At 68.0% G+C, this 19,912-nt stretch carries 18 protein-coding genes and 1 riboswitch; of the genes, 14 read left to right on the top strand and 4 right to left on the bottom strand.

Annotated features, from left to right (window positions below):
• Window positions 1-125: 125 nt before the first annotated feature.
• Complete coding sequence (locus tag PSEWESI4_RS06000; RefSeq protein WP_187670280.1) at window positions 126-1,034, bottom strand: GlxA family transcriptional regulator; 909 nt, start codon at window positions 1,032-1,034, stop codon at window positions 126-128.
• 200 nt (window positions 1,035-1,234) lie between these two features.
• Between PSEWESI4_RS06000 and PSEWESI4_RS05995 the strand changes: the two genes are divergently transcribed.
• The 8 genes from PSEWESI4_RS05995 (at window position 1,235) to mmsB (ending at window position 11,137) form a co-directional block, all read left to right on the top strand.
• Entirely contained in the window at window positions 1,235-2,119 is an 885-nt protein-coding gene (locus PSEWESI4_RS05995) for an alpha/beta hydrolase (protein WP_187670279.1), read from the top strand.
• Window positions 2,120-2,195: 76 nt separating this feature from the next.
• Window positions 2,196-3,527 carry an MmgE/PrpD family protein gene (locus PSEWESI4_RS05990; RefSeq protein WP_187670278.1) on the top strand — a complete coding sequence of 444 codons (1,332 nt, stop codon included), beginning with the start codon at window positions 2,196-2,198 and terminating at the stop codon, window positions 3,525-3,527.
• Window positions 3,528-3,540: 13 nt separating this feature from the next.
• On the top strand, window positions 3,541-4,425 hold the full coding sequence (locus PSEWESI4_RS05985; RefSeq protein WP_187670277.1) for an amidohydrolase family protein: 885 nt from the start codon (window positions 3,541-3,543) through the stop codon (window positions 4,423-4,425).
• Between the two features lie 15 nt (window positions 4,426-4,440).
• Window positions 4,441-7,485: a D-2-hydroxyglutarate dehydrogenase YdiJ gene (gene ydiJ / locus PSEWESI4_RS05980; RefSeq protein ID WP_187670276.1), complete on the top strand. Its 3,045-nt coding sequence runs from the start codon at window positions 4,441-4,443 to the stop codon at window positions 7,483-7,485.
• Window positions 7,486-7,598: 113 nt separating this feature from the next.
• A complete protein-coding gene (locus PSEWESI4_RS05975) occupies window positions 7,599-8,012 on the top strand; it encodes a PaaI family thioesterase (protein ID WP_187670275.1) in 414 nt (137 codons plus the stop codon).
• 77 nt (window positions 8,013-8,089) lie between these two features.
• Complete coding sequence (locus tag PSEWESI4_RS05970; RefSeq protein ID WP_187670274.1) at window positions 8,090-8,908, top strand: enoyl-CoA hydratase; 819 nt, start codon at window positions 8,090-8,092, stop codon at window positions 8,906-8,908.
• 91 nt (window positions 8,909-8,999) lie between these two features.
• Window positions 9,000-10,103: an enoyl-CoA hydratase/isomerase family protein gene (locus PSEWESI4_RS05965; RefSeq protein ID WP_187670273.1), complete on the top strand. Its 1,104-nt coding sequence runs from the start codon at window positions 9,000-9,002 to the stop codon at window positions 10,101-10,103.
• Between the two features lie 140 nt (window positions 10,104-10,243).
• Window positions 10,244-11,137 (top strand): 3-hydroxyisobutyrate dehydrogenase, encoded by an 894-nt coding sequence (gene mmsB, locus PSEWESI4_RS05960; protein WP_187670272.1) that lies wholly within the window; start codon window positions 10,244-10,246, stop codon window positions 11,135-11,137.
• Window positions 11,138-11,241: 104 nt separating this feature from the next.
• On the opposite strand, the gene PSEWESI4_RS05955 is transcribed toward mmsB, so the two are convergent.
• Window positions 11,242-11,487 (bottom strand): DUF1145 domain-containing protein, encoded by a 246-nt coding sequence (locus tag PSEWESI4_RS05955; RefSeq protein ID WP_187670271.1) that lies wholly within the window; start codon window positions 11,485-11,487, stop codon window positions 11,242-11,244.
• A gap of 89 nt (window positions 11,488-11,576) precedes the next feature.
• Window positions 11,577-13,553 (bottom strand): alkyl/aryl-sulfatase, encoded by a 1,977-nt coding sequence (locus PSEWESI4_RS05950; RefSeq protein ID WP_408004278.1) that lies wholly within the window; start codon window positions 13,551-13,553, stop codon window positions 11,577-11,579.
• Between the two features lie 106 nt (window positions 13,554-13,659).
• On the opposite strand from PSEWESI4_RS05950, the gene PSEWESI4_RS05945 reads away from it, so the two are divergent.
• Complete coding sequence (locus tag PSEWESI4_RS05945; RefSeq protein ID WP_187670270.1) at window positions 13,660-14,562, top strand: LysR family transcriptional regulator; 903 nt, start codon at window positions 13,660-13,662, stop codon at window positions 14,560-14,562.
• Window positions 14,563-14,632: 70 nt separating this feature from the next.
• Here PSEWESI4_RS05945 and PSEWESI4_RS05940 read toward each other — a convergent pair whose 3' ends face one another.
• A complete protein-coding gene (locus PSEWESI4_RS05940) occupies window positions 14,633-15,067 on the bottom strand; it encodes a hypothetical protein (protein ID WP_187670269.1) in 435 nt (144 codons plus the stop codon).
• A 297-nt stretch (window positions 15,068-15,364) separates the two neighbouring features.
• Window positions 15,365-15,464: riboswitch (guanidine-I (ykkC/yxkD leader) on the top strand.
• Between the two features lie 62 nt (window positions 15,465-15,526).
• Between PSEWESI4_RS05940 and PSEWESI4_RS05935 the strand changes: the two genes are divergently transcribed.
• From PSEWESI4_RS05935 to PSEWESI4_RS05915, 5 genes are all read left to right on the top strand, one after another.
• Window positions 15,527-16,594, top strand: a complete 1,068-nt coding sequence (locus PSEWESI4_RS05935) for a putative urea ABC transporter substrate-binding protein (protein WP_187670268.1) — start codon at window positions 15,527-15,529, stop codon at window positions 16,592-16,594.
• A gap of 64 nt (window positions 16,595-16,658) precedes the next feature.
• Window positions 16,659-17,474 carry an ABC transporter permease gene (locus PSEWESI4_RS05930; RefSeq protein ID WP_187670267.1) on the top strand — a complete coding sequence of 272 codons (816 nt, stop codon included), beginning with the start codon at window positions 16,659-16,661 and terminating at the stop codon, window positions 17,472-17,474.
• Complete coding sequence (locus PSEWESI4_RS05925) at window positions 17,471-18,271, top strand: ABC transporter ATP-binding protein (RefSeq protein WP_187670266.1); 801 nt, start codon at window positions 17,471-17,473, stop codon at window positions 18,269-18,271. Before PSEWESI4_RS05930 ends, PSEWESI4_RS05925 begins: the two co-directional genes overlap by 4 nt.
• Before the next feature lie 2 nt (window positions 18,272-18,273).
• Window positions 18,274-19,002 carry an urea amidolyase associated protein UAAP1 gene (locus PSEWESI4_RS05920; protein ID WP_187670265.1) on the top strand — a complete coding sequence of 243 codons (729 nt, stop codon included), beginning with the start codon at window positions 18,274-18,276 and terminating at the stop codon, window positions 19,000-19,002.
• Window positions 19,003-19,063: 61 nt separating this feature from the next.
• A complete protein-coding gene (locus PSEWESI4_RS05915) occupies window positions 19,064-19,699 on the top strand; it encodes an urea amidolyase associated protein UAAP2 (RefSeq protein ID WP_187670264.1) in 636 nt (211 codons plus the stop codon).
• Window positions 19,700-19,912 lie beyond the last annotated feature (213 nt).

The raw sequence follows: 19,912 nt of genomic DNA, 5'->3' as shown, positions 1-19,912 counted from the left end.
CACCCTAACCCTCTCCCCGAGGGGAGAGGGGACTGGAATGCGGCTCGGGCGGGGGACGAGCGAGTCCTGGCAGGTTGCTCCCGGATTTCATCCGGGCTACGCCTGTACCGCCCGCCCCGGCGGCCCTACAACGGCTCGGTCCTGCCCCGTTCCTCGCGGGGTAGGTGACCGAAGCGCTCGCGGTAGCACTTGGCGAAGTACGAGGTCGAGCCGAATCCGCAGATGCTGGCGATCTCGACGATCGGCAGGCTGGACTGCACCAGCAGGAAGCGGGCCCGGTCCAGGCGCAGGTCGAGGTAAAAGTGGTTCGGCGTGGTGGCCAGGTGTTCCTTGAACAGCCGCTCCATCTGCCGGGACGACAGGTTGGCGGCCTTGGCGATCTGCTTGCAGCTGAGCTGTTCGTCCAGGTGCTCGCGCATCACCTCGATCGCCCTCACCAGCCTCGGGTTGTTCACATGGAACTTGGCCTGCAGCGACATGCGCTGGCTTTCGTGGGCCGGGCGGATGTTGGGGTGGATGCACTGCTCGGCGACCGCGTGCACCAGCTTTTCGCCATGCCGGCTGCCGATCAGGTACAGCATCATGTCCAGCCCCGCCAGGCCACCGGAGCAGGTCAGGTACTTGCCGTCGATCTCGTAGAGTTCGCCGGTCACGTTCAGCCGGGGAAAGGCCTCGCGGAAACTGTCGATGTTTTCCCAGTGGATGGTGCAGGTCTGGTCCTTCAGCAGGCCGAACCGGGCCAGCAGCAGGCTGCCGGTCGAGGTCGCGCCGATATTGATGCCGCTGGATGACAAGGCGCGTAGCCACTGCTTCGTCGACTCGTCGTCGTAGACATGGGCACCGATGCCCGCCACCACGATCATGGTGTCGATGTCCCGATGCTCGTCCATCCGCCGGGTCGGGCTGAAGTCCATGCCGTTGCTGGCGCAGACGACTTCGTTGCCGGCGGTGTACAGGAGCCACTCGTACAGCGGCTTGCCGCTCATCCGGTTGGCCATCCGCAGCGGCTCGACCGTCGCGGCCAGGGACAGCATCGAGAATCCGGGTACCAGGAAAAAACCGATCCGCTCGGTCGCCGCTGTCGTCTCCACCTCGCCCCCTCCCGCTCACGATTCGACCCACGCACTTTGACGCTTTTACGTGGCATTGTGTCGCTTTTCTTTCATGGATTCCAGCGACAGAACCGGATCATGGCCACACACCCCACCCAACACCACTGGCTAGAGGGCCGGACATGATCGAACAGAAAGTCAAATTCAACAGCGATGGTTTCGCCCTGGACGGCGCGTTCTTCATCGATGAATCCAACAACGACCCCAGGCTGCCGATCGTGATCGTCTGCTCCGGCTTCACCGGCCTGAAGAACATCCACCCGGAACGCTTCGCCCGCGCCCTGACGCCGAAAGGCTTCACCACCTTCGGCTTCGACTACCGCGGCTTCTGCGCCAGCGAAGGCCCCCACGAGAAGGTGCTGCTGGAGGAACAGGTACGCGACATCGCCAATGCCGTGGCCTTCGTCAGCAGGCGCGCCGGCGAAGAGGGCCGCAAGATCGTCCTGGCCGGCTGGGGCATGGCCGGCGGCCTGATCCTGGATGCCTTCAAGCTCAATGCGCAGGTCGCCGCACTGGTCGCCATGAACGGCTTCTACGACGCCAAGCGGGTGCAGAAAGCCCTGCGCGGCGAGCGCGGCTGGGAGGAATTCCTCGCCTTCGTCCAGGACGAACGCTGCCGCCTCAGCCAGGGCGGCGAGGCTCGCGGCATCGATCCCTTCGACATCTACCCGCTGGACCCGGTCAGCCGCGAGTACGTGGACAACGTGCTGCGCAAGAACCCCGACTACGGCCTGACCTCCGACCTGAACTTCGCCGACTCGCTGCTCGCCTTCAACCCGGAGGCGAACCTGCTGGGCTTCGAGCGGACGCCGCTGCTCATCGCCCACGGCGCGGAAAACGCCCTGCACCCGCTGGAGGAACCCCGCTCGCTGCACGCCAAGTACCCGGGGCCCAAGGAGCTGTTCCTGCTGCAAGGCGGCGGGCATACCGAGTGGATGCTCGACGAGCACCCGCTGTTCATCGAGTTCTCCGGCAAGGTCGCCGAGTGGATCAAGGCCAACTGCTAGGGGCTGTCGACGCCCCCCGGGAAACGAGGGCCGGCGAAACCGCCGGCCCTTCCTGATCGCCCCTGGTGAGACGGCCATGAACCCGATCCAGCGTTTTCTCCGTACCACCCGCTTCGAAGACCTGCCCGTTCCCGTCCGGGAACAGGCGCTCCGCTGCCTGCGCGACCTGGTCGCCACCGCCGTGGCCGGTTCCCTAACCCACCTGGCGGCCATTGTCCAGCGCCATGCGCAGCAACAGTTCGCCGCTCCCGTCACGGGCCCGCGCGCCCGTCCGCTGCTCGGCGGGCACGCCGTCAGCGTCAGCGGGGCCGCGCTGGTCGGCGCCATGAGCATCGATGCCATGGATGCCCATGACGGCCACCGGCTGACCAAGGGCCATGTCGGCTGCGCCCTGCTGCCCGCGTTGGTCGCGCTACTGGAGGCCAGCGACACGAACCCGTCGGGCCGACAGTTCCTGACCCTGCTGGCCGCCGGCTACGAGATCGGCACCCGGGCAGGCATCGCCCTGCACGCCACGGCCCCCGACTACCACACGTCCGGCGCCTGGAACGCCGTCAACTGCGCGGCGCTCGGCGCCCACCTGCTCGGCGCCGACGAGCAGCAGTTCGAACAGGCCATCGGCATCGCCGAGTACCACGGCCCCCGCAGCCAGATGATGCGCGGCGTGGATCACCCCAGCATGCTCAAGGACGGTTCCGGCTGGGGCTCCATGGCCGGCGTCTGCGCCGCATTCCTGGCCATGGACGGCTTCACCGGGGCACCGGCGCTGACCGTCAGGAGCCCGGAGGTCGCCGCCGTCTGGGAAGACCTGGGCCGGCGCTGGCTGATCCTCGACCAGTATTTCAAGCCCTACCCCTGCTGCCGCTGGGCGCACCCGGCTATCGATGCCGCCCTGTCGCTGACCCGGCAACGGCGCATCCCCACGGACGCCATCGAGAGGATCGAGGTGCACACCTTCCACGCGGCGACCCGCCTGAACCAGGGCCGCCCGGCCACGACCGAACAGGCCCAGTACGCCACGGCCTTTCCCATCGCCGCGGCGCTGGTGCACGGCCAGGTGGGCGTCGAGCAGATCGATGGCCCCGGCCTGGACGATCCCGTCGTCCTGGCCCTGACGCAGCGGATCGCCCTGGTGGAGTCCGCGCCTTACACCAGCCGTTTTCCCGCCGAGCGCTGGGCCCACGTGCGGCTCCAGCTCAAGGACGGCACCCTGCTGGAATCCACGCCGCACACCGCCCGGGGCGACCCGGAACAGCCCCTCGGCGACGACCTGCTGCACGCGAAATATACCGCCCTGACCCGCCCGATATGGGGCGAAGCCAAGTCGCAACGGGTCATGGCCACGATCATGGCCCTGGCCGAACCCGGCAGCACCTTCGCCGGGCTCCTGGAAAGCCTCAGACACTGAACCTGGACAGCTCATGAACCCAGCAACCATCCCCGTCTGCCAGGCGGCGGACCCCGCCGTGCGCGCACCGCGCTTCGACGTACCCGCCCTGGCCTGCGACACCCACGCCCATGTCTTCGGCCCGCAGCACCGCTACGCCTACACGGCGAACCGCACCTACACCCCGCCGGACGCGCCGCTGGCCGACTACCTCGCCCTGCACCGGCGCCTGGGCATCGAGCGTGGCGTGCTGGTCCAGCCCAGCGTCTACGGCACCGACAACCAGGCCATGCTCGACGCGCTGGCGCAACTCGGCGAACACTATCGCGGCGTGGCGGTGATCGACCCCGACATCGACGACCGCGAACTGCAACGCCTGCACCAGGCCGGCATACGCGGCGTGCGGGTCAACCTGCTGTTCAAGGGCGGGATCTCCTTCGCCGACGTCGAGCGCATCGCCGCCCGCATCCAGCCCCTGGGCTGGCATGTCCAGGCCCTGCTCGACGTGTCCGAATTCGACGACCTCCAGCGTCGCCTGGGCAGCCTGCCGGTCGATGTGGTGATCGACCACATGGGGCACATGGATACCGCCAAGGGCCTCGGCCATCCGGGCTTCCAGGCCCTGTTGCAGTTGCTGGCAAGCGGCCGCTGCTGGGTCAAGCTGTCCGCCGCCTATCGCTTCACCCGCGAAACCGCGACGCCCTACCGGGACGTGCTCCCGGTCGCCCAGGCCCTGGTACGGACGGCGCCGGAGCGCATGCTCTGGGGATCGGACTGGCCGCACCCCTTCGTGCACATCCCGATGCCCAACGACGGCGCCCTGCTGGACATGCTGGCGGACTGGGTGCCCGACGCCGGCCTGCGGGAGCAGATACTGGTGCACAACCCCGCGCGCCTCTATGGCTTCCCGCGCCCCTGAAGGAGCCATCCGCGCATGATCGCCCCGCTCCCCCCGTCCGCCGCCTTGCCCGAACACTACCGGCGCTTTCTCGATGCCCTGCACGGGGCCGGCTTCCGTGGCGAGATCGCCCAGGACCCCGGCAACCGGACCGTCTTCGCCACCGACAATTCGATCTACCAGCGCGCGCCCCAGGCCGTCGTCTTCCCCCTGGACGGCGCAGACGTCGAACGCATCGCCAGGCTGGCGGCGCGCCCGGAACACCGGCAGGTCGTGTTCGCCCCGCGCGGTGGCGGCACGGGCACCAACGGGCAGTCGCTGACCGATGGCCTGGTGGTGGACCTGTCCCGGCACCTGAACCGCATTCTGGAAATCAACGTCGAGGAACGCTGGGCCCGGGTGCAGTGCGGCGTGGTCAAGGACCAGTTGAACGCGGCCCTGAAACCCCATGGCCTGTTCTTCGCCCCGGAACTCTCCACCTCCAACCGCGCCACCATCGGCGGCATGATCAACACCGACGCCAGCGGCCAGGGCAGCTGCACCTACGGCAAGACCCGCGACCACGTGCTCGAACTCGACAGCATCCTCCTGGGCGGCCTGCGCCTGCGCAGCCGAGCGCTCGCCGAGGCCGAACTGCACGCCTTGACGGAACGGGACGACAGGCTCGGCGACATCCACCGCTGCGCCAGCCGGATAGCCGACACCCAGGCCGAGGCGATCGCGGCCAGCTTCCCGCCCCTGAACCGCTGCCTGACCGGCTACGACCTCGCCCACCTGCGCGAGCCGGACGGCCGCTTCAACCTCAACAGCGTGCTCTGCGGCGCCGAAGGATCGCTGGCGTTCAGCGTCGAGGCCAAGCTCAACCTGCTGCCGATCCCCCGGCACCGCATCCTGGTCAACGTGCGCTACGCCGGCTTCATGGATGCCCTGCGCGATGCCCAGGCACTGATGCGGGCGGCACCGCTGTCGATCGAAACGGTGGACTCGAAGGTCCTGCTCCTGGCCATGCGGGACATCGTCTGGCACGGCGTGGCGGAATACTTCCCGGAAGACCGCCAGCAGCCGACGCAGGGCATCAACCTGGTCGAATTCTGCGGCGACGACCTGCCGACGCTGGAGCGGCGCATCGAGACCTTCATCCGCCACCTGCGCGACGACCGCAGCGTGCAACGCCTTGGCCATACCCTGGCCGTGGGCAGCGCGGCGGTCGAACGCCTCTACGCGATGCGCAAGCGCGCGGTGGGCCTGCTGGGCAATGTCCAGGGCGCGGCGCGGCCGCAGCCTTTCGTCGAAGACACCGCCGTGCCGCCGCAGCGGCTGGCCGACTACATCGCCGAATTCCGCGCCCTGCTCGACGGCCACGGGCTCGAATACGGCATGTTCGGCCATGTCGATGCCGGCGTGCTGCATGTGCGGCCGGCGCTCGACCTGAAGGACCCGGCCCAGGCCGCCCTGGTCCGGCCGATCTCCGACGCCGTGGCGCGGCTGACCCACAAGTACGGCGGCCTGCTCTGGGGCGAGCATGGCAAAGGGCTGCGCTCGGAATACGCGCCGCGCTTCTTCGGCGAACTCTACCCCGCCCTGCAGGCGCTGAAGGCCGCCTTCGACCCGGGCAACCAGCTCAACCCGGGCAAGATCGCCACCCCCTCCAGTCTCCCCGAGGCACGGCTGACCAAGCTCGACGAGGTGCCGCTGCGGGGCGAGCTGGACCGGCAGATCGACGAACGGGTCTGGCGCAGCTTCGACAGCGCCGTGCACTGCAACGGCAACGGTGCCTGCTACAACTTCGACCCGGACGATGCGATGTGCCCCTCGTGGAAGGCCACCCGTGATCGCCTGCAGTCGCCGAAAGGCCGCGCCTCGCTGATCCGCGAATGGCTGCGCCTGCAGGGCGGGCAAGGCATCGACGTGCTCGCCGCCGGCCAGGCCGTCCGCGTCCGCAAGGGCCTGCCCGGCTTCTGCCGCAGCCTGCTCGCAGCCGTGCGGCCCCGGCCCGACCAGGCCGACTTCTCCCACCGGGTGTACGACGCCATGGCCGGCTGCCTGGCCTGTAAATCCTGCGCGGGGCAGTGCCCGGTCAGGGTCAACGTGCCGGAATTCCGCTCGCGCTTCCTGGAGCTTTACCACAGCCGCTATCCACGCCCGCTCAGGGACTACCTGATCGGCTCGCTGGAATACAGCATCCCCCTGTTGGCCAGGTTCCCACGGCTGTACAACGGCTTGCTGGCGGCCCGCCCCATGCGGCGGCTCCTGGAGCGGGGCATCGGCATGGTCGACAGCCCGTCGCTGAGCGCCACGGACTTCCAGGCCGCGTGCAGGCGCTGGGGCGCCGAAGCGGCCGCCCCGCGGCGCCTGGCCGCGCTGGGCGCTGAGGAGCGCGCGCGCAGCGTGATCCTGGTGCAGGATGCCTTTACCCGCTACTTCGAGAGCGGGCTGCTGGAGAGCTGCATCGAACTCGTCGCCCGGCTCGGCTTCAAGCCCTACCTGGCGCCTTTCCGCGCCAACGGCAAGCCCCTGCACGTACAGGGATTCCTCGGCCCGTTCGAACGCGCCGCGCGCGCCAACGCCAGGCGGCTCAACGAGCTTGCCGGGTTCGGCATGCCGCTGGTGGGGCTGGACCCGGCCATGACCCTGGTCTACCGCCAGGAATACGCCAAGACGCTGGGCGAGGCCATGGCCCCCAGGGTCGCCCTGCTGCAGGAATGGCTCGTCGAGGCCCTCCCGCCCCATGCCGGCACGGCGACCGAAAAGCCCTACCTGCTACTGGCCCACTGCACGGAGAAGACCAATGCGCCGGCCAGCATCGAGCAATGGCGACAGGCATTCGAGCGCCTGGGGCTCAGGCTCGAAACGCTCGCCAGCGGCTGCTGCGGCATGTCGGGCACCTACGGGCACGAGGCCCGCAACCTGGCGACCTCGAAACGCATTTTCAGCCAATCCTGGGAGCCACTGATAGAGCGGCACGCCCACGGCAGGCGGTTGATGGCCGACGGTTACTCCTGCCGCAGCCAGGCCGAACGGCTGGGCCATGGCGCCTTGCCACATCCCCTGGAGGTTCTGCTGGAGCATCTGCGCCAGTGATCCCGGGCCGCTCGAGCCATCGAAATGCCAACCCATCACCCCGCTGGATGCAGGTTGCCCACCCGTCCGCCACGGCCAAGACTGCAAGCTCCCCCACTCGCCGGAGCTCCGCCATGAACAGCCCTCGCCCGATCACCCGCGAGTTCCTCGAAGAGGCCCTGGAAAACTCGCCCTTCGCCCAGATGATCGGCTTCCAGCTCACCGGCTTCGAGCCGGGGCGGATCAGCATGGAAGTGCTGCCGCGCCGCGAGCTGACCCAGCACCACGGCTACGTGCACGGCGCGGTGGTCGGCTTCATGATCGACAGCGCCTGCGCCTGGTCGGCCGCCTCGCTGGTCGGCGACGTGGTCACCTCGGAGTACAAGGTCAACCTGCTGGTGCCGGCCATCGGCGACCGGCTGGTCTGCCGCAGCGAGGTGATCAAGGCCGGCCAGCGCCAGGTGGTGAGCCGCGCCGACGTGTTCGCCATCAAGGATGGCGAGGAGAAGATCGTCGCCACCGGGCTGGCGACCATCGCCCGGGTCTGAACGAGGCCCGGCACGGGACTTCCGCCGCCAACTGTTGTAAACCTGTACGCAGACGACAACAGAAAACGGAGCCCGGCATGAGCAACGCCGTAGAACCCTACCACCCCGGCCTGTTCGACCTGACCCACAAGCTGACCGTGGAGAAGCATGGCCACACCGCCCTGCTGACCATCAACCATCCGCCTGCCAACACCTGGGACCGCGACTCGCTGATCGGCCTCAAGCAGGTGATCCAGCACCTCAACCGCGACGACGACATCTACGCCCTGGTGATCACCGGCCAGGGCAGCAAGTTCTTCAGCGCCGGCGCCGACCTCAAGCTGTTCGCCGACGGCGACAAGGCCCGCGCCCGCGAGATGTCCCGGCGCTTCGGCGAAGCCTTCGAGGCGCTGCGCGACTTCCGGGGCGTGTCGATCGCCGCGATCAACGGCTACGCCATGGGCGGCGGCCTGGAGTGCGCGCTGGCCTGCGACATCCGCATCGCCGAACGGCAGGCGCAGATGGCCCTGCCGGAAGCCTCGGTGGGCCTGCTGCCCTGCGCCGGCGGCACCCAGGCGCTGCCCTGGCTGGTCGGCGAAGGCTGGGCCAAGCGCATGATCCTCTGCGGCGAGCGGGTGGACGCCGAGACCGCGCTGCGCATCGGCCTGGTCGAGCAGGTGGTCGACAGCGGCGACTCGCGCGGCCATGCGCTGCTGCTCGCCTCCAAGGTGGAGCGCCAGAGCCCGGTGGCGGTGCGCACCATCAAGCCGCTGATCCAGGGTGCCCGCGAACGCGGCCCGAACTCCTGGCTCTCCGAGGAGCGCGAGCGTTTCGTCGACCTGTTCGACGCCGAGGACACCCGCGAAGGCGTCAACGCCTTCCTGGAGAAACGCGACGCCCGTTGGCGCAATAAATGAAACCTGAGCGTCAAGCCGCAAGCTGCAAGCCACGAGAACGGCGCCGATCAGCTTGCCGCTTGACGCTAGAAGCTTGAGGCTGCTGTTTCCCATGAATGTCCATTTCCAAGAGCTGCCCGGCCAGCACGGTGCCCGTATCGGCATCGCCAGCCTGGACGCCGAGCGCAGTCTGAACGCCCTGTCGCTGCCGATGATCGAGGCGCTGAACCGCCAACTACGCGCCTGGGCCGACGATCCGGCGATCGTCTGCGTGCTGTTGCGCGGCAACGGGCCGAAGGCCTTCTGCGCCGGCGGCGACGTGGTCCAACTGGTCGAGGCCTGCCGCGCCCATCCCGGTGAGGTACCACCGCTGGCGGCACGCTTCTTCGCCGACGAATACCGCCTCGACCACCTCATCCACACCTACCCGAAACCGCTGATCTGCTGGGCCCACGGCTACGTGATGGGCGGCGGCATGGGCCTGATGCAGGGCGCCGGGGTGCGTATCGTCACGCCGAGCAGCCGCCTGGCGATGCCGGAGATCGGCATCGGCCTGTATCCGGACGTCGGCGGCAGTTGGTTCCTGAACCGCCTGCCGGGCAAGTTCGGCCTGTTCCTCGGTCTCACCGCCACCCAGGTCAACGCCCGCGACGCCCTGGACCTCGGCCTCGCCGACCGCTTCCTGCTCGACGAGCAGCAGGACGACCTGCTCAAGGGCCTGCAGCAGCTCAACTGGCAGGAACAGTCGGCCCTGCAGTTGAACAGCCTGCTGCAGGCGCTGGCCCACCAGGCCGAAGCGGATCGCCCCGAGGCGCAGTTGCTGCCGCGCCGCGACTACCTCGACCACCTGCTCGACGTGGCCGACCTGCCCAGCGCCTGGCGCCTGCTGACCGCCCTGCAGGACGACCCCGACCCGCTGCTGGCGCGTGCGGGCAAGACCCTGGCGAACGGCTGCCCGCTGACCGCGCACCTGGTCTGGGAACAGCTCCAGCGCGCCCTGCACCTGTCCCTGGCCGAAGTGTTCCGCCTGGAATACGCGATGAGCCTGAACTGCTGTCGCCACCCGGAATTCCCCGAGGGCGTGCGCGCCCGGCTGATCGACAAGGACAACGCGCCACGCTGGCACTGGCCGGAGGTGGAAAACATCCCCGGGGCGGTGATCGAGGCGCACTTCCAGCCGGCCTGGAACGGCGCGCATCCGCTGGAGGATCTGTAGCGTCGATACCCGGCTGCATCCGCGTTTATTGGGTCCCCGCGAACGCGGGGACCCAGAAAGAGAACAAGACAAACCCTCCCACAAAGTGCGCCACCCCAACCTACTCTGGTGATGAGAGTGCCCATCCGAGGAGAACAGCCATGACCCGCATCGCCTTCATCGGCCTCGGCCACATGGGTCTGCCGATGGCCCGCAACCTGCTCAAGGCCGGCTTCCCGCTCAGCGCCCACGATCTCGTGCCGGAGGCCGTGGCGCAGCTTGCCGGCGAAGGCGCACGCGCCGCCAACGATGCCCACGACGCGGTGCAGGACGCCGACGTGGTGATCAGCATGCTGCCCGCCAGCCGCCATGTGGAAAGCCTGTACCTGGGCGACGACGGCCTGCTCGCCTACATCGCCCCCGGCACCCTGGTGCTGGAATGCTCGACCATCGCCCCGGACTCGGCGAAGAAGGTCCACCAGGCCGCCGGGAAACTGGGCATCGACCTGCTCGACGCGCCGGTGTCCGGCGGTACCGCCGGCGCCGCGGCGGGCACCCTGACCTTCATGGTCGGCGGCGCCGCCGAAGCGCTGGAAAAGGCCCGCCCGGTGTTCCAGGCGATGGGCAAGAACATCTTCCACGCCGGCCCGGCCGGCGCCGGGCAACTGGCCAAGGTGTGCAACAACCAGTTGCTCGCCGTACAGATGATCGGCACCGCCGAATCCATGGCCCTGGGCGTGGCCAACGGCCTAGACCCGCGCGTGCTGGCGGAGATCATGCGGCAGAGCTCCGGCGGCAACTGGGTGCTGGAGCGCTACAACCCCTGGCCGGGCGTGATGGAAACCACCCCCGCCTCGCACGACTACGAGGGCGGCTTCATGAGCGAGCTGATGGCCAAGGACCTCGGCCTGGCCCAGGAAACCGCGCTGGCCAGCGGCAGCAGCACGCCGATGGGCGGCCTGGCGCTGCACCTGTACCGCGTGCTGCTGCGCCAGGGCCTGGGCAAGAAGGACTTCTCGGTGGTGCAGTCGTTGTTCGGCGCACCCGAGGAGTAGGTCGCGCCATGATGGGTATCGTCGCTGTGCTCCTCGACCCATCCTACGAGGAGAACCGCAGGATGGGTCGAGCGAAGCGATACCCATCGCCCCGGCCCACCGGATCAGCGGATCGACTTCAGGTGCAGGAAGCCGAACAGCAGGACCTGGAGCCGTTCCAGCCAGGGCTGCGGGCGCTGGGTCAGGCGGCGGTTGAACAGCAGCAGTTCGCCGACATGGGCCAGCAGGATGATGCCCGTGGCGGCCAGCAGCCAGCCGTGCAGCGGCGCGGCGAAGGGATAGACGACGTTGAGCGCGGCGACCAGCCAGAACATGGCCAGGGCGCCCTTGGCGAAGGACAGCAGGTGCATCGGGGTTCCTCCAGCGAATCGGGTGCGGACAGTCTGCCGGCTTTCAGCGGCGGGGCCGTCCGCACTTTCGACTGGCGTTGCGGGCGCCGTCAGCCCTCCCGCTTGGGCGTGACGATGTCGAACCAGTAGTCGAACTCGTCGAGCATGCCGAACAGCCTGCCCAGCAGCAGCGGGTTGCCCGAGCTCTTCAGCCGGCCTTCCAGCACCAGCCGCGCCGCCGAGACGTCCTTGAGCAGCAGCCGGTCGAGGTCGGCGCGGTCGATGGTCACGGTCTGCCCGGCGTCCTCGCGCTGCACCCCACGGATGTTGTTGAGGTGCGAGTTCTTCAGCTCCAGCAGGTAGTGCTCGCCGATGTCCGGCAGGACCAGGTTGATGCGGATGTCCTTGCCCTCGGCCTTCTCCGCGTTCAGGCGCACGCCGAGGTAGTCGAACAGCAGGCCGGTATCCATGGCCGCCAGGGCGTCGGCGCTGGCGCTCTTCAGCGGTGGCAGGTGGCGCGGCACGCCGTTGCGCAGCTCGGCGGCGGCGGCCAGGTAGCTGTTGCGCCAGCCGGCGTTCTCCGCCTGGTAGCCGAGCTGCTCCAGGGCGTCGGCCTGCAACTGGCGGGCGGCCTGGTTGTCCGGGTCGGCGAAGACCAGCTTGTTGACCACCTCCACGACCCAGCGGTACTCGCCCTTGTCGTAGGACTGGCGGGCCATTTCCAGCACGCGTCCGGCGCCGCCCATGAATTCCACGTACTTCTTCGCCGACGCCTCCGGGGCGAGCGGGTCCAGGGTCGCCGGGTTGCCGTCGTAGTAGCCCAGGTACTTGTTCACCACCGCGCGCACGTTGTGGCTGACCGAACCGTGGTAGCCCCGGTTGAACCATTCGTGGGCCAGTTCGTCCGGCAGCTTGAAGCGCTCGTGGATCTCGTCGATGGTCACCCCCTGGTTGGCCAGGTACAGGCTCTGGTCGTGCAGGTAGCCGTACAGGTCGCGCTGCTTCTCCAGGGTGTGGACGATGTCCTCGCGTCCCCAGCGCGGCCAGTTGTGGGTGGCGAACAGCACCTCGGCCTGGTCGCCGAAACGGTGCAGCGCCTCGTTGATGTACTTGCTCCAGGCCAGCGAGTCGCGGGTCTCGGCACCGCGCAGGGTATAGAGGTTGTGCAGCGAGCCGACCACGTTCTCGGACATCAGCAGGGCCTTGTGCCGGGGCAGCCAGATGTTCATCTCCGACGGCGACTCGGTGCCCGGGGTGTTCTGGAAGACGAAGGGCACCCCGTCGATCTCCAGTTCCTCGTAGTCGCCGCTGATCAGCCGGGTCGGCGCCAGCAGGCTCATGGGGCCGCGCGCCAGGCCCTTGCCGATGGCCATGTCGACCTGCCCCTGCGGGCCCTTCGGCAGCAAGGCGCCGTACTGGTAGGTGGTACGGCGGGCCATGGCGTTGCCGGCCAGCACGTTCTCCTTGATCGCCGCTTCCATGAAGCCCACCGGCGCGATGATCTGGACGTCTCCCTTGGCCACCTGCTCGCGACTGGCCAGCCCGCCCACACCGCCGAAGTGATCGGCATGGGCATGGGTGTAGATGATCGTCCTGATCGGCTTGCGCCCCAGCTCCTCGCTCACCAGCTCATAGGCCGCCCTGGAGGTGGCTGGCGTGAGCAGGGTGTCGATGACGATCCAGCCGGTCCGGCCTTCGATGAAGGTGATGTTCGCCAGGTCGAAACCGCGCACCTGGTAGACCCCCTCCGTGACCTCGTACAGCCCGTACTTGAGGTTGAGCAGCGCCTGGCGTTGCAGGCTCGGGTTGATGCTGTCGATGTCCTGCCCGGCGTCGAGGAAGCCGTAGTCGCCCAGTTGCCAGGCGACGCTGCCGTCCTCGTTCCTGATCACCAGGTTCTCGGGACGCTTGATCAGGCCCTTCTCCACCCGCTCGAAGTCGCCACGGTCGGCGAACGGCAGCTCCGCCTTGACCCGCTGCTGGGCCTGGACGGTGAAGGGAGTCGGTTGCTTGGGATCGCTGGCCTCGGCGGCCAGCAGTTGGGGGCAGAGGCTGGCCAGCAGGACAGCGGCGGACAGACGGATCATCGGCGCTCCAGGCGTTGTTATTGGAAACAGAGACGGCTCGCACTATGGCGCAGGGTCAGTCAATAATTCCAATGCATTCCAATTCGAACTTCCATGCAGGCAACGCATGAATGACCTACGTCAGCTCCGCCATTTCGTCGCCGTCGCCGAACACGGCCACTTCGCCCGTGCCGCAGCGGCGGTCCACCTCAGCCAGCCGGCGTTGAGCCGCAGCATCCAGGCGCTGGAAGCCGGCCTCGGCTGCCGCCTGTTCGACCGGGGGACGCGCCACGTCGTGCTCACCGCCCATGGCCAACTGGTGCTGGAGCATGCCCGGCGCCTGCTGGCCGGCAGCCGTTCCCTGCAGAACGCGGTGAACCAGCTCGGCAACCTGGAAGCCGGCGAGCTGTGCCTCGGCGCCGGCCCTTTCCCAGCGGCGCGCCTGGTGCCACGGGCGCTCGCCCGGCTGGCCCGGCGCTATCCGAAGATCCACGTGCAACTGGTGATCGAGGACTGGCGCAGCCTGCGCCGGCGGCTGCTGGGCGAAGGCATCGAACTGTTCGTCGCCGAGAGCCGGGAACTGCTGGACGACCCGCTGCTGGCCGTCGAGCCATTGCGGCCCCGCCCCGGCCTGTACTTCTGCCGGCCCGGCCATCCCCTGCTGGAGGTCGGGCGCCTGTCGCGGGACGCCATCGCCGACTACCCGCTGGCCGGTCCGCAACTACCGGACGAAGTGGTCGACCAGGTACGCAAACTGAGCGGCCGCGAGCAGTTGCCGGACATCCAGTGCGACAACTTCATGGTGCTCAAGGACCTGGTGCAGCACAGCGACGTGCTCGGCCTGGCGACCTCGGACGTGGTGGCCGAATCGGTGGCGGACGGCAGCCTGGCGGTGCTGCCGCCGGTACCGGACATCCCCAACCGGAACTCCGCCTACGGGCTGGTCAGCCGCGCCGGGCACAGTCTGTCGCCGGCCGCCCAGGCCCTGCGTGCCCTGGTGTTGCGGGAGGATGAAGAGTTGTCGGCGTGAGTGGCTGGAGGTATGGAGTGGGGTCAGGGGCGGAGTCCAACCCAGAACTCCCCGTCTCCGGCCCACTCAACTAATACCGCTGCGGCGCATAGCGCGGCGACTGTATCCGCCCGTCACGGCGATATTCCTGACGATACTCCTGGCGGTAACGCTGGGTTTTCGACTTGGCGTTCTTCGGCGGCGCCACGTAGTAGCGCGGGCCATCCTTGCCCTGGTACTGGCGATAGGGATGCAGGTGGCCGTCCTGGCCACGGTAGTAGCGCTGCGGGTAGTAGCGGCGATGATCGTCGTAGCGGCGGTCGTAGCGCCGGTCATAACGGCTGTCGTAACGCCGGTAGTTGTTGTCGTAGCGACGGTACTTGTCGTTGGCGCTGTAGTAGGCGCCATCATGGTAGCGCTGCCCCACATAGCCGCCATGGCGGTCGTAGCGATCGTCGTAATAGTAGGAGGAGCAAGCGGACAGCCCCAGGCCACACAGCATCACAAGCAATAATCGACTGATCATGGCGGCCTCCTTTCGACCGCAAGGAAAGATGCCGGCGATGGCCGGCTTCAGTTGATTGGACATGCCCCCGCGCCGATCGGTGCTGACCGGCGATCGCGATCTTCCATTTCCAGTTGTTACACCGACTGCGCCAGGATGGTGCGCGCCGCCCCGTCACTGGGCACATGCGCCTGCGAAATCCACCCGCCGTTGGCGCGGAGCCCCCTGCCACGGGGAATCGCGGCAGTTGGCACGACCTTCGCTTCGTGTCCGGCGTGCAGGAGTCGCCCGGACGCCGGGTCGCGGCACCACAATCTGCAAATGGCTGGCTAGGGTTCCGGTTCGCGCGAGCGAACGACTGGTCCGAGAGCTGGCGACCTCCAGCGAGGTTACACGGCGGGACAAAAGCCCGGGAGAACGCACCCTGACCTGTCAGGTGCTGCCGCTCCTGCCGCCGACAACCAGAACTGGAGGTTCCACATGCGCAAGCCCCGTCTGTTCCCGCTCGCCGTCGCCGCCCTGGCCGCCAGCCTCGGCCTCTCCGCCCACGCGGCGCAGAAAGACAAGTTCAACGTCTGCTGGACCATCTACGCCGGCTGGATGCCCTGGGAATACGCGGCGACCGAAGGCATCGTCGACAAGTGGGCGAAGAAGTACGGCATCGAGATCGAAGTCACCCAGCTCAACGACTACGTCGAATCGATCAACCAGTACACCGCCGGCCAGTTCGACGGCTGCACCATGACCAACATGGACGCCCTGACCATCCCCGCGGCCGGTGGCGTGGACTCCACCGCGCTGATCGTCGGCGACTTCTCCAACGGCAACGACGGCCTGGTGATCAAGGGCGAAGGCAAGAAGCTCGCCGACCTCAAGGGCATGCCGATCAACCTGGTCGAGCTGTCGGTGTCCCACTACTTCCTGGCCCGCGCCCTGGAGCGCGCCGGCCTGAGCGAGAAGGACGTCAAGGTGATCAACACCTCCGACGCCGACATCGCCGCCGCCTTCGACACCCGCGACGTGCAGGCCGTCGCCACCTGGAACCCGATGCTCGCCGAGATCAAGGCCAAGCCCGGCATCAGCGAGGTGTTCGACTCCAGCCAGATCCCCGGCGAGATCATGGACATGATGGTGGTCAACAGCTCGACCCTGGCCAGCAACCCGGCCCTGGGCAAGGCGCTGACCGGCGCCTGGTTCGAGGTGATGGCGCTGATGAGCGGCGACGGCGACGAAAGCAAGACCGCCCTCGAACACATGGCCAAGACCTCCGGCACCGACCTCGCCGGCTACCAGGCGCAGCTCTCCACCACCCGGATGTTCTACACGCCGCAGGAAGCGCTGGAGTTCGTCACCAGCCCGAAGCTGCCGGCCACCATGACCAAGGTCGCCGAGTTCTCCTTCGCCCACGGCCTGCTCGGCGAAGGCGCCAGCGATGCCCAGGCGGTGGGCATGAGCTTCGCCCGCGAGGTGGTCACCGGCGACAAGGCCAACGTCAAGCTGCGCTTCGATCCGAGCTACGTGCGGATGGCGGCGGAAGGGACGCTCTGAACCCTTGTTTTATTGGGTCCCCGCGAACGCGGGGACCCAATGCCCCACCAACCGAGGTAGCACCATGCGCCTGATCAACCGCCACCCGGATCGCCCCAGCCGTCTGTTGCTGGTGATCCTGCCGTTCGCCCTGCTGCTGTTCATCTACTTCACCGGCTCGGCGGCGCGGCTGACGGAAAACCCCAACGACAAGCTGCTGCCCAGCGCGGCGCAGATGATCGACGCGGTGGAGCGCCTGGCCTTCACCGAGGACAAGCGCAGCGGCCAGTACCTGTTCTGGCAGGACACCGCCTCCAGCCTCACCCGGCTCGGCATCGGCCTGGGCATCGCCGCCCTCGCCGGCCTGTGCCTGGGGCTGGCCGCCGGCACCGTGCCGCTGTTCGGCGCGCCGCTGTCGCCGTTGCTCACCGTGCTGTCGATGATCCCGCCGCTGGCGGTGCTGCCGATCCTGTTCATCGTCTTCGGCCTCGGCGAGCTCTCCAAGGTGATGCTGATCGTCATCGGCATCACCCCCTGCATCGCCCGCGACATCGAGCAGCGCGCCCGCGAGCTGCCGCGCGAGTTGCTGATCAAGGCGCAGACCCTCGGCGCCAGCACCTGGACGCTGATCCTCCGCGTGGTGCTGCCGCAACTGCTGCCGCGCCTGCTGATCTCCCTGCGACTGATGCTCGGCTCGGCCTGGCTGTTCCTGATCGCCGCCGAGGCCATCGCCTCCACCGACGGGCTCGGCTACCGCATCTTCCTGGTCCGCCGCTACATGGCGATGGACGTGATCCTGCCCTACGTGGCGTGGATCACCCTGCTCGCCTGGCTGATGGACCTGGGCCTGCGCCAGCTCACCCGCCTGGCCTTCCCCTGGTATGAAGGAGCCAAGGCATGAGTTTCATCGACGTGAAGAATGTCTGGCAGGAGTACGACGACCACATCGTGCTCGAAAACCTCAACCTGAGCATCGCCGAGGGCGAGTTCTGCACCCTGGTCGGCGCCTCCGGCTGCGGCAAGTCCACCTTCCTGCGCCTGCTGCTCGGCCAGGAGCGCGCCAGCCGTGGGCAGATCCTGCTCGACGGCCAGCCGCTGGCGGGCGAGCCGGACGCCAGCCGTGGCGTGGTATTCCAGCGCTACTCGGTGTTCCCGCACCTGAGCGTGCTGGACAACGTCGCCATCGGCCTGGAGCTGCCGCGCTCGCCGCTGCTCGGCCGCCTGTTCGGCAACGCCAAGCGCGAGGCCCGCGAGCAGGCCGCCGCGCTGTTGGAGAAGGTCGGCCTCGGCCACGCCCTGGACAAGTACCCGAGCCAGCTCTCCGGCGGCATGCAGCAGCGCCTGGCGATCGCCCAGGCGCTGATCATGAAACCGCGCGTACTGCTCCTCGACGAACCCTTCGGCGCCCTCGACCCGGGCATCCGCAAGGACATGCACGAGCTGCTGCTGAAGCTCTGGCAGGAAACCCGGCTGACCGTGTTCATGGTCACCCACGACCTCTCCGAAGGCTTCAGCCTGGGCACCCGCATCCTGGTGTTCGACAAGCCGCGCCACGACCCGCACGCGCCCAACGCCTACGGCGCGCAGATCACCTACGACATCCCCCTGAACAGCGACCGCCGCGCCGCGCGCGCCGCCGTCGAAGCCCTGCCGGCACACCTCACCGGCAGCCTGAACCCCGCCATCCAAGGAGCCTGAGCATGACTGCCTCTCTCGCCCTGCGCCCCACCCTGTACGAGGAAACCGTCCCCGGCGGCGGCCACACCTCCTTCGTCCTCAAGCGCGGCCAGTTGCTGCGCCTCACCGACCTCGAAGGCGGCGCCAACGTCAGCCTGATGCTGCTCAACGCCGAGGAAAAGAGCGAGCGCCTGAACCTGCCGGACACCCTCAAGTGCCAGCACACCGCCAGGCTCACCGCCGGCCACTGCCTGTACTCGGACATGGGCCGCGTGCTGGCGGCGATCACCGCCGACACCTGCGGCTGGCACGACAGCTTCGGCGGCGTGCTGAACGCGGAGGAAACCCGCGAGAAGTACGGCGAGGGCCGCTACCAGGAACTGCGCAACGGCTTCTTCCGCAACGGCACGGACAACCTGCTGGTGGAAATGGGCAAGTGGAACCTCAACCTGCAGGACCTGCTGATGGTCCTCAACCTGTTCAGCAAGGTGACCGTGGACAGCGACGGCTGCTTCCACTTCGAGCCTGGCAACTCCAGGGCCGGCGACTACGTCGAGCTGTACGCGCCGATGGACACCCTGGTAGTGCTCACCACCCTGCCACACCCGATGGACCCGAACCCCGAATACGCGCCCAAGCCGGTCCGGCTGAGCTGGAGCAAGGTGGAGAGCGATGGCATCAGCATCCTCTGCCGCACCTCGCGCCCGGAGAACGGTCGCGGCTTCCACAACACCGAACGCCTTTTCATTTGATTGATTGGGTCCCCACGAACGCGGGGAACCAATGAACAAACACCCCCGGAGAACATCGCCGATGACTCTCACCACCAGCGACAAACACCCCGAAGCCGCCGCCTACCGCCATGTGATCCCGGCCGGCGAACCCTTCCTGTTCGAGGTCAAGGCCGGGCAGACCGTGCGCCTGCTCGACCTGGAAGGCAACCAGGCGGTCGACACCCTGTTCTACAGCGCGAAAAACCCGCGCGAGCGCTACGACCCGCAACGCACCCTACGCCGGCAGAACCGCGTGTACCTGACCACCGGCAGCGTCCTCTACTCCAACCTCGGCAACCCGCTGCTGACCATCGTCGCCGACACCTGCGGCCGCCACGACACCCTCGGCGGCGCCTGCGCCCAGGAGAGCAACACCGTGCGCTACGCGCTGGACAAGCGCTACATGCACAGTTGCCGCGACAACTTCCTGCGCGCCAGCCTGCACGACGGCCGCCTGGAGAAGCGCGACATCGGCGCCAACATCAACTTCTTCATGAACGTGCCGGTCACCCCGGAAGGCGGCCTGACCTTCGAGGACGGCATCTCCGCGCCGGACAAGTACGTGGAGCTGAAGGCGGAAATGGATGTGATCGTGCTGATCTCCAATTGCCCGCAGCTCAACAACCCGTGCAACGGCTGGAACCCGACGCCGGCGGAAATCCTGATATGGGACTGAGGGAGCAGCCGCAAGCTTCAAGCGACACGCTGCAAGCGCTGCGGCGCTGGCTGTTCTGGCTGTGCCAGAGCCGCGCGGGGCAGTGCCTGCAACAAAATCCCAGGCCAAAGCAGAACCTGTAGGAGCGAGCTTGCTCGCGATGCGGGCTGACCGGCCGCTGATCGCCGGAGCCCCGGATTGCATCCGGGCTACGCCGCAGCATCACCCCCCGCT

The sequence above is a fragment of the Zestomonas carbonaria genome (assembly GCF_904061905.1).
Taxonomy (GTDB): domain Bacteria; phylum Pseudomonadota; class Gammaproteobacteria; order Pseudomonadales; family Pseudomonadaceae; genus Aquipseudomonas; species Aquipseudomonas carbonaria.
Note: the sequence above shows the minus strand (reverse complement) of the source record. Positions and strands in the feature narration are given on the sequence as shown.

What these genes read in the sequence shown, in the direction of transcription:
- PSEWESI4_RS05940 (WP_187670269.1), bottom strand. Translation starts at nt 15,067, where the DNA reads ATGATCAGTCGATTATTGCTTGTGATGCTGTGTGGCCTGGGGCTGTCC.
- mmsB (WP_187670272.1), top strand. Translation starts at nt 10,244, where the DNA reads ATGACCCGCATCGCCTTCATCGGCCTCGGCCACATGGGTCTGCCGATG.
- PSEWESI4_RS05950 (WP_408004278.1), bottom strand. Translation starts at nt 13,553, where the DNA reads ATGATCCGTCTGTCCGCCGCTGTCCTGCTGGCCAGCCTCTGCCCCCAA.
- PSEWESI4_RS05930 (WP_187670267.1), top strand. Translation starts at nt 16,659, where the DNA reads ATGCGCCTGATCAACCGCCACCCGGATCGCCCCAGCCGTCTGTTGCTG.
- PSEWESI4_RS05965 (WP_187670273.1), top strand. Translation starts at nt 9,000, where the DNA reads ATGAATGTCCATTTCCAAGAGCTGCCCGGCCAGCACGGTGCCCGTATC.
- PSEWESI4_RS05975 (WP_187670275.1), top strand. Translation starts at nt 7,599, where the DNA reads ATGAACAGCCCTCGCCCGATCACCCGCGAGTTCCTCGAAGAGGCCCTG.
- PSEWESI4_RS06000 (WP_187670280.1), bottom strand. Translation starts at nt 1,034, where the DNA reads ATGCTGTCCCTGGCCGCGACGGTCGAGCCGCTGCGGATGGCCAACCGG.
- PSEWESI4_RS05995 (WP_187670279.1), top strand. Translation starts at nt 1,235, where the DNA reads ATGATCGAACAGAAAGTCAAATTCAACAGCGATGGTTTCGCCCTGGAC.
- PSEWESI4_RS05920 (WP_187670265.1), top strand. Translation starts at nt 18,274, where the DNA reads ATGACTGCCTCTCTCGCCCTGCGCCCCACCCTGTACGAGGAAACCGTC.
- PSEWESI4_RS05925 (WP_187670266.1), top strand. Translation starts at nt 17,471, where the DNA reads ATGAGTTTCATCGACGTGAAGAATGTCTGGCAGGAGTACGACGACCAC.
- PSEWESI4_RS05970 (WP_187670274.1), top strand. Translation starts at nt 8,090, where the DNA reads ATGAGCAACGCCGTAGAACCCTACCACCCCGGCCTGTTCGACCTGACC.
- PSEWESI4_RS05915 (WP_187670264.1), top strand. Translation starts at nt 19,064, where the DNA reads ATGACTCTCACCACCAGCGACAAACACCCCGAAGCCGCCGCCTACCGC.
- PSEWESI4_RS05955 (WP_187670271.1), bottom strand. Translation starts at nt 11,487, where the DNA reads ATGCACCTGCTGTCCTTCGCCAAGGGCGCCCTGGCCATGTTCTGGCTG.
- PSEWESI4_RS05985 (WP_187670277.1), top strand. Translation starts at nt 3,541, where the DNA reads ATGAACCCAGCAACCATCCCCGTCTGCCAGGCGGCGGACCCCGCCGTG.
- PSEWESI4_RS05990 (WP_187670278.1), top strand. Translation starts at nt 2,196, where the DNA reads ATGAACCCGATCCAGCGTTTTCTCCGTACCACCCGCTTCGAAGACCTG.
- PSEWESI4_RS05935 (WP_187670268.1), top strand. Translation starts at nt 15,527, where the DNA reads ATGCGCAAGCCCCGTCTGTTCCCGCTCGCCGTCGCCGCCCTGGCCGCC.
- PSEWESI4_RS05945 (WP_187670270.1), top strand. Translation starts at nt 13,660, where the DNA reads ATGAATGACCTACGTCAGCTCCGCCATTTCGTCGCCGTCGCCGAACAC.
- ydiJ (WP_187670276.1), top strand. Translation starts at nt 4,441, where the DNA reads ATGATCGCCCCGCTCCCCCCGTCCGCCGCCTTGCCCGAACACTACCGG.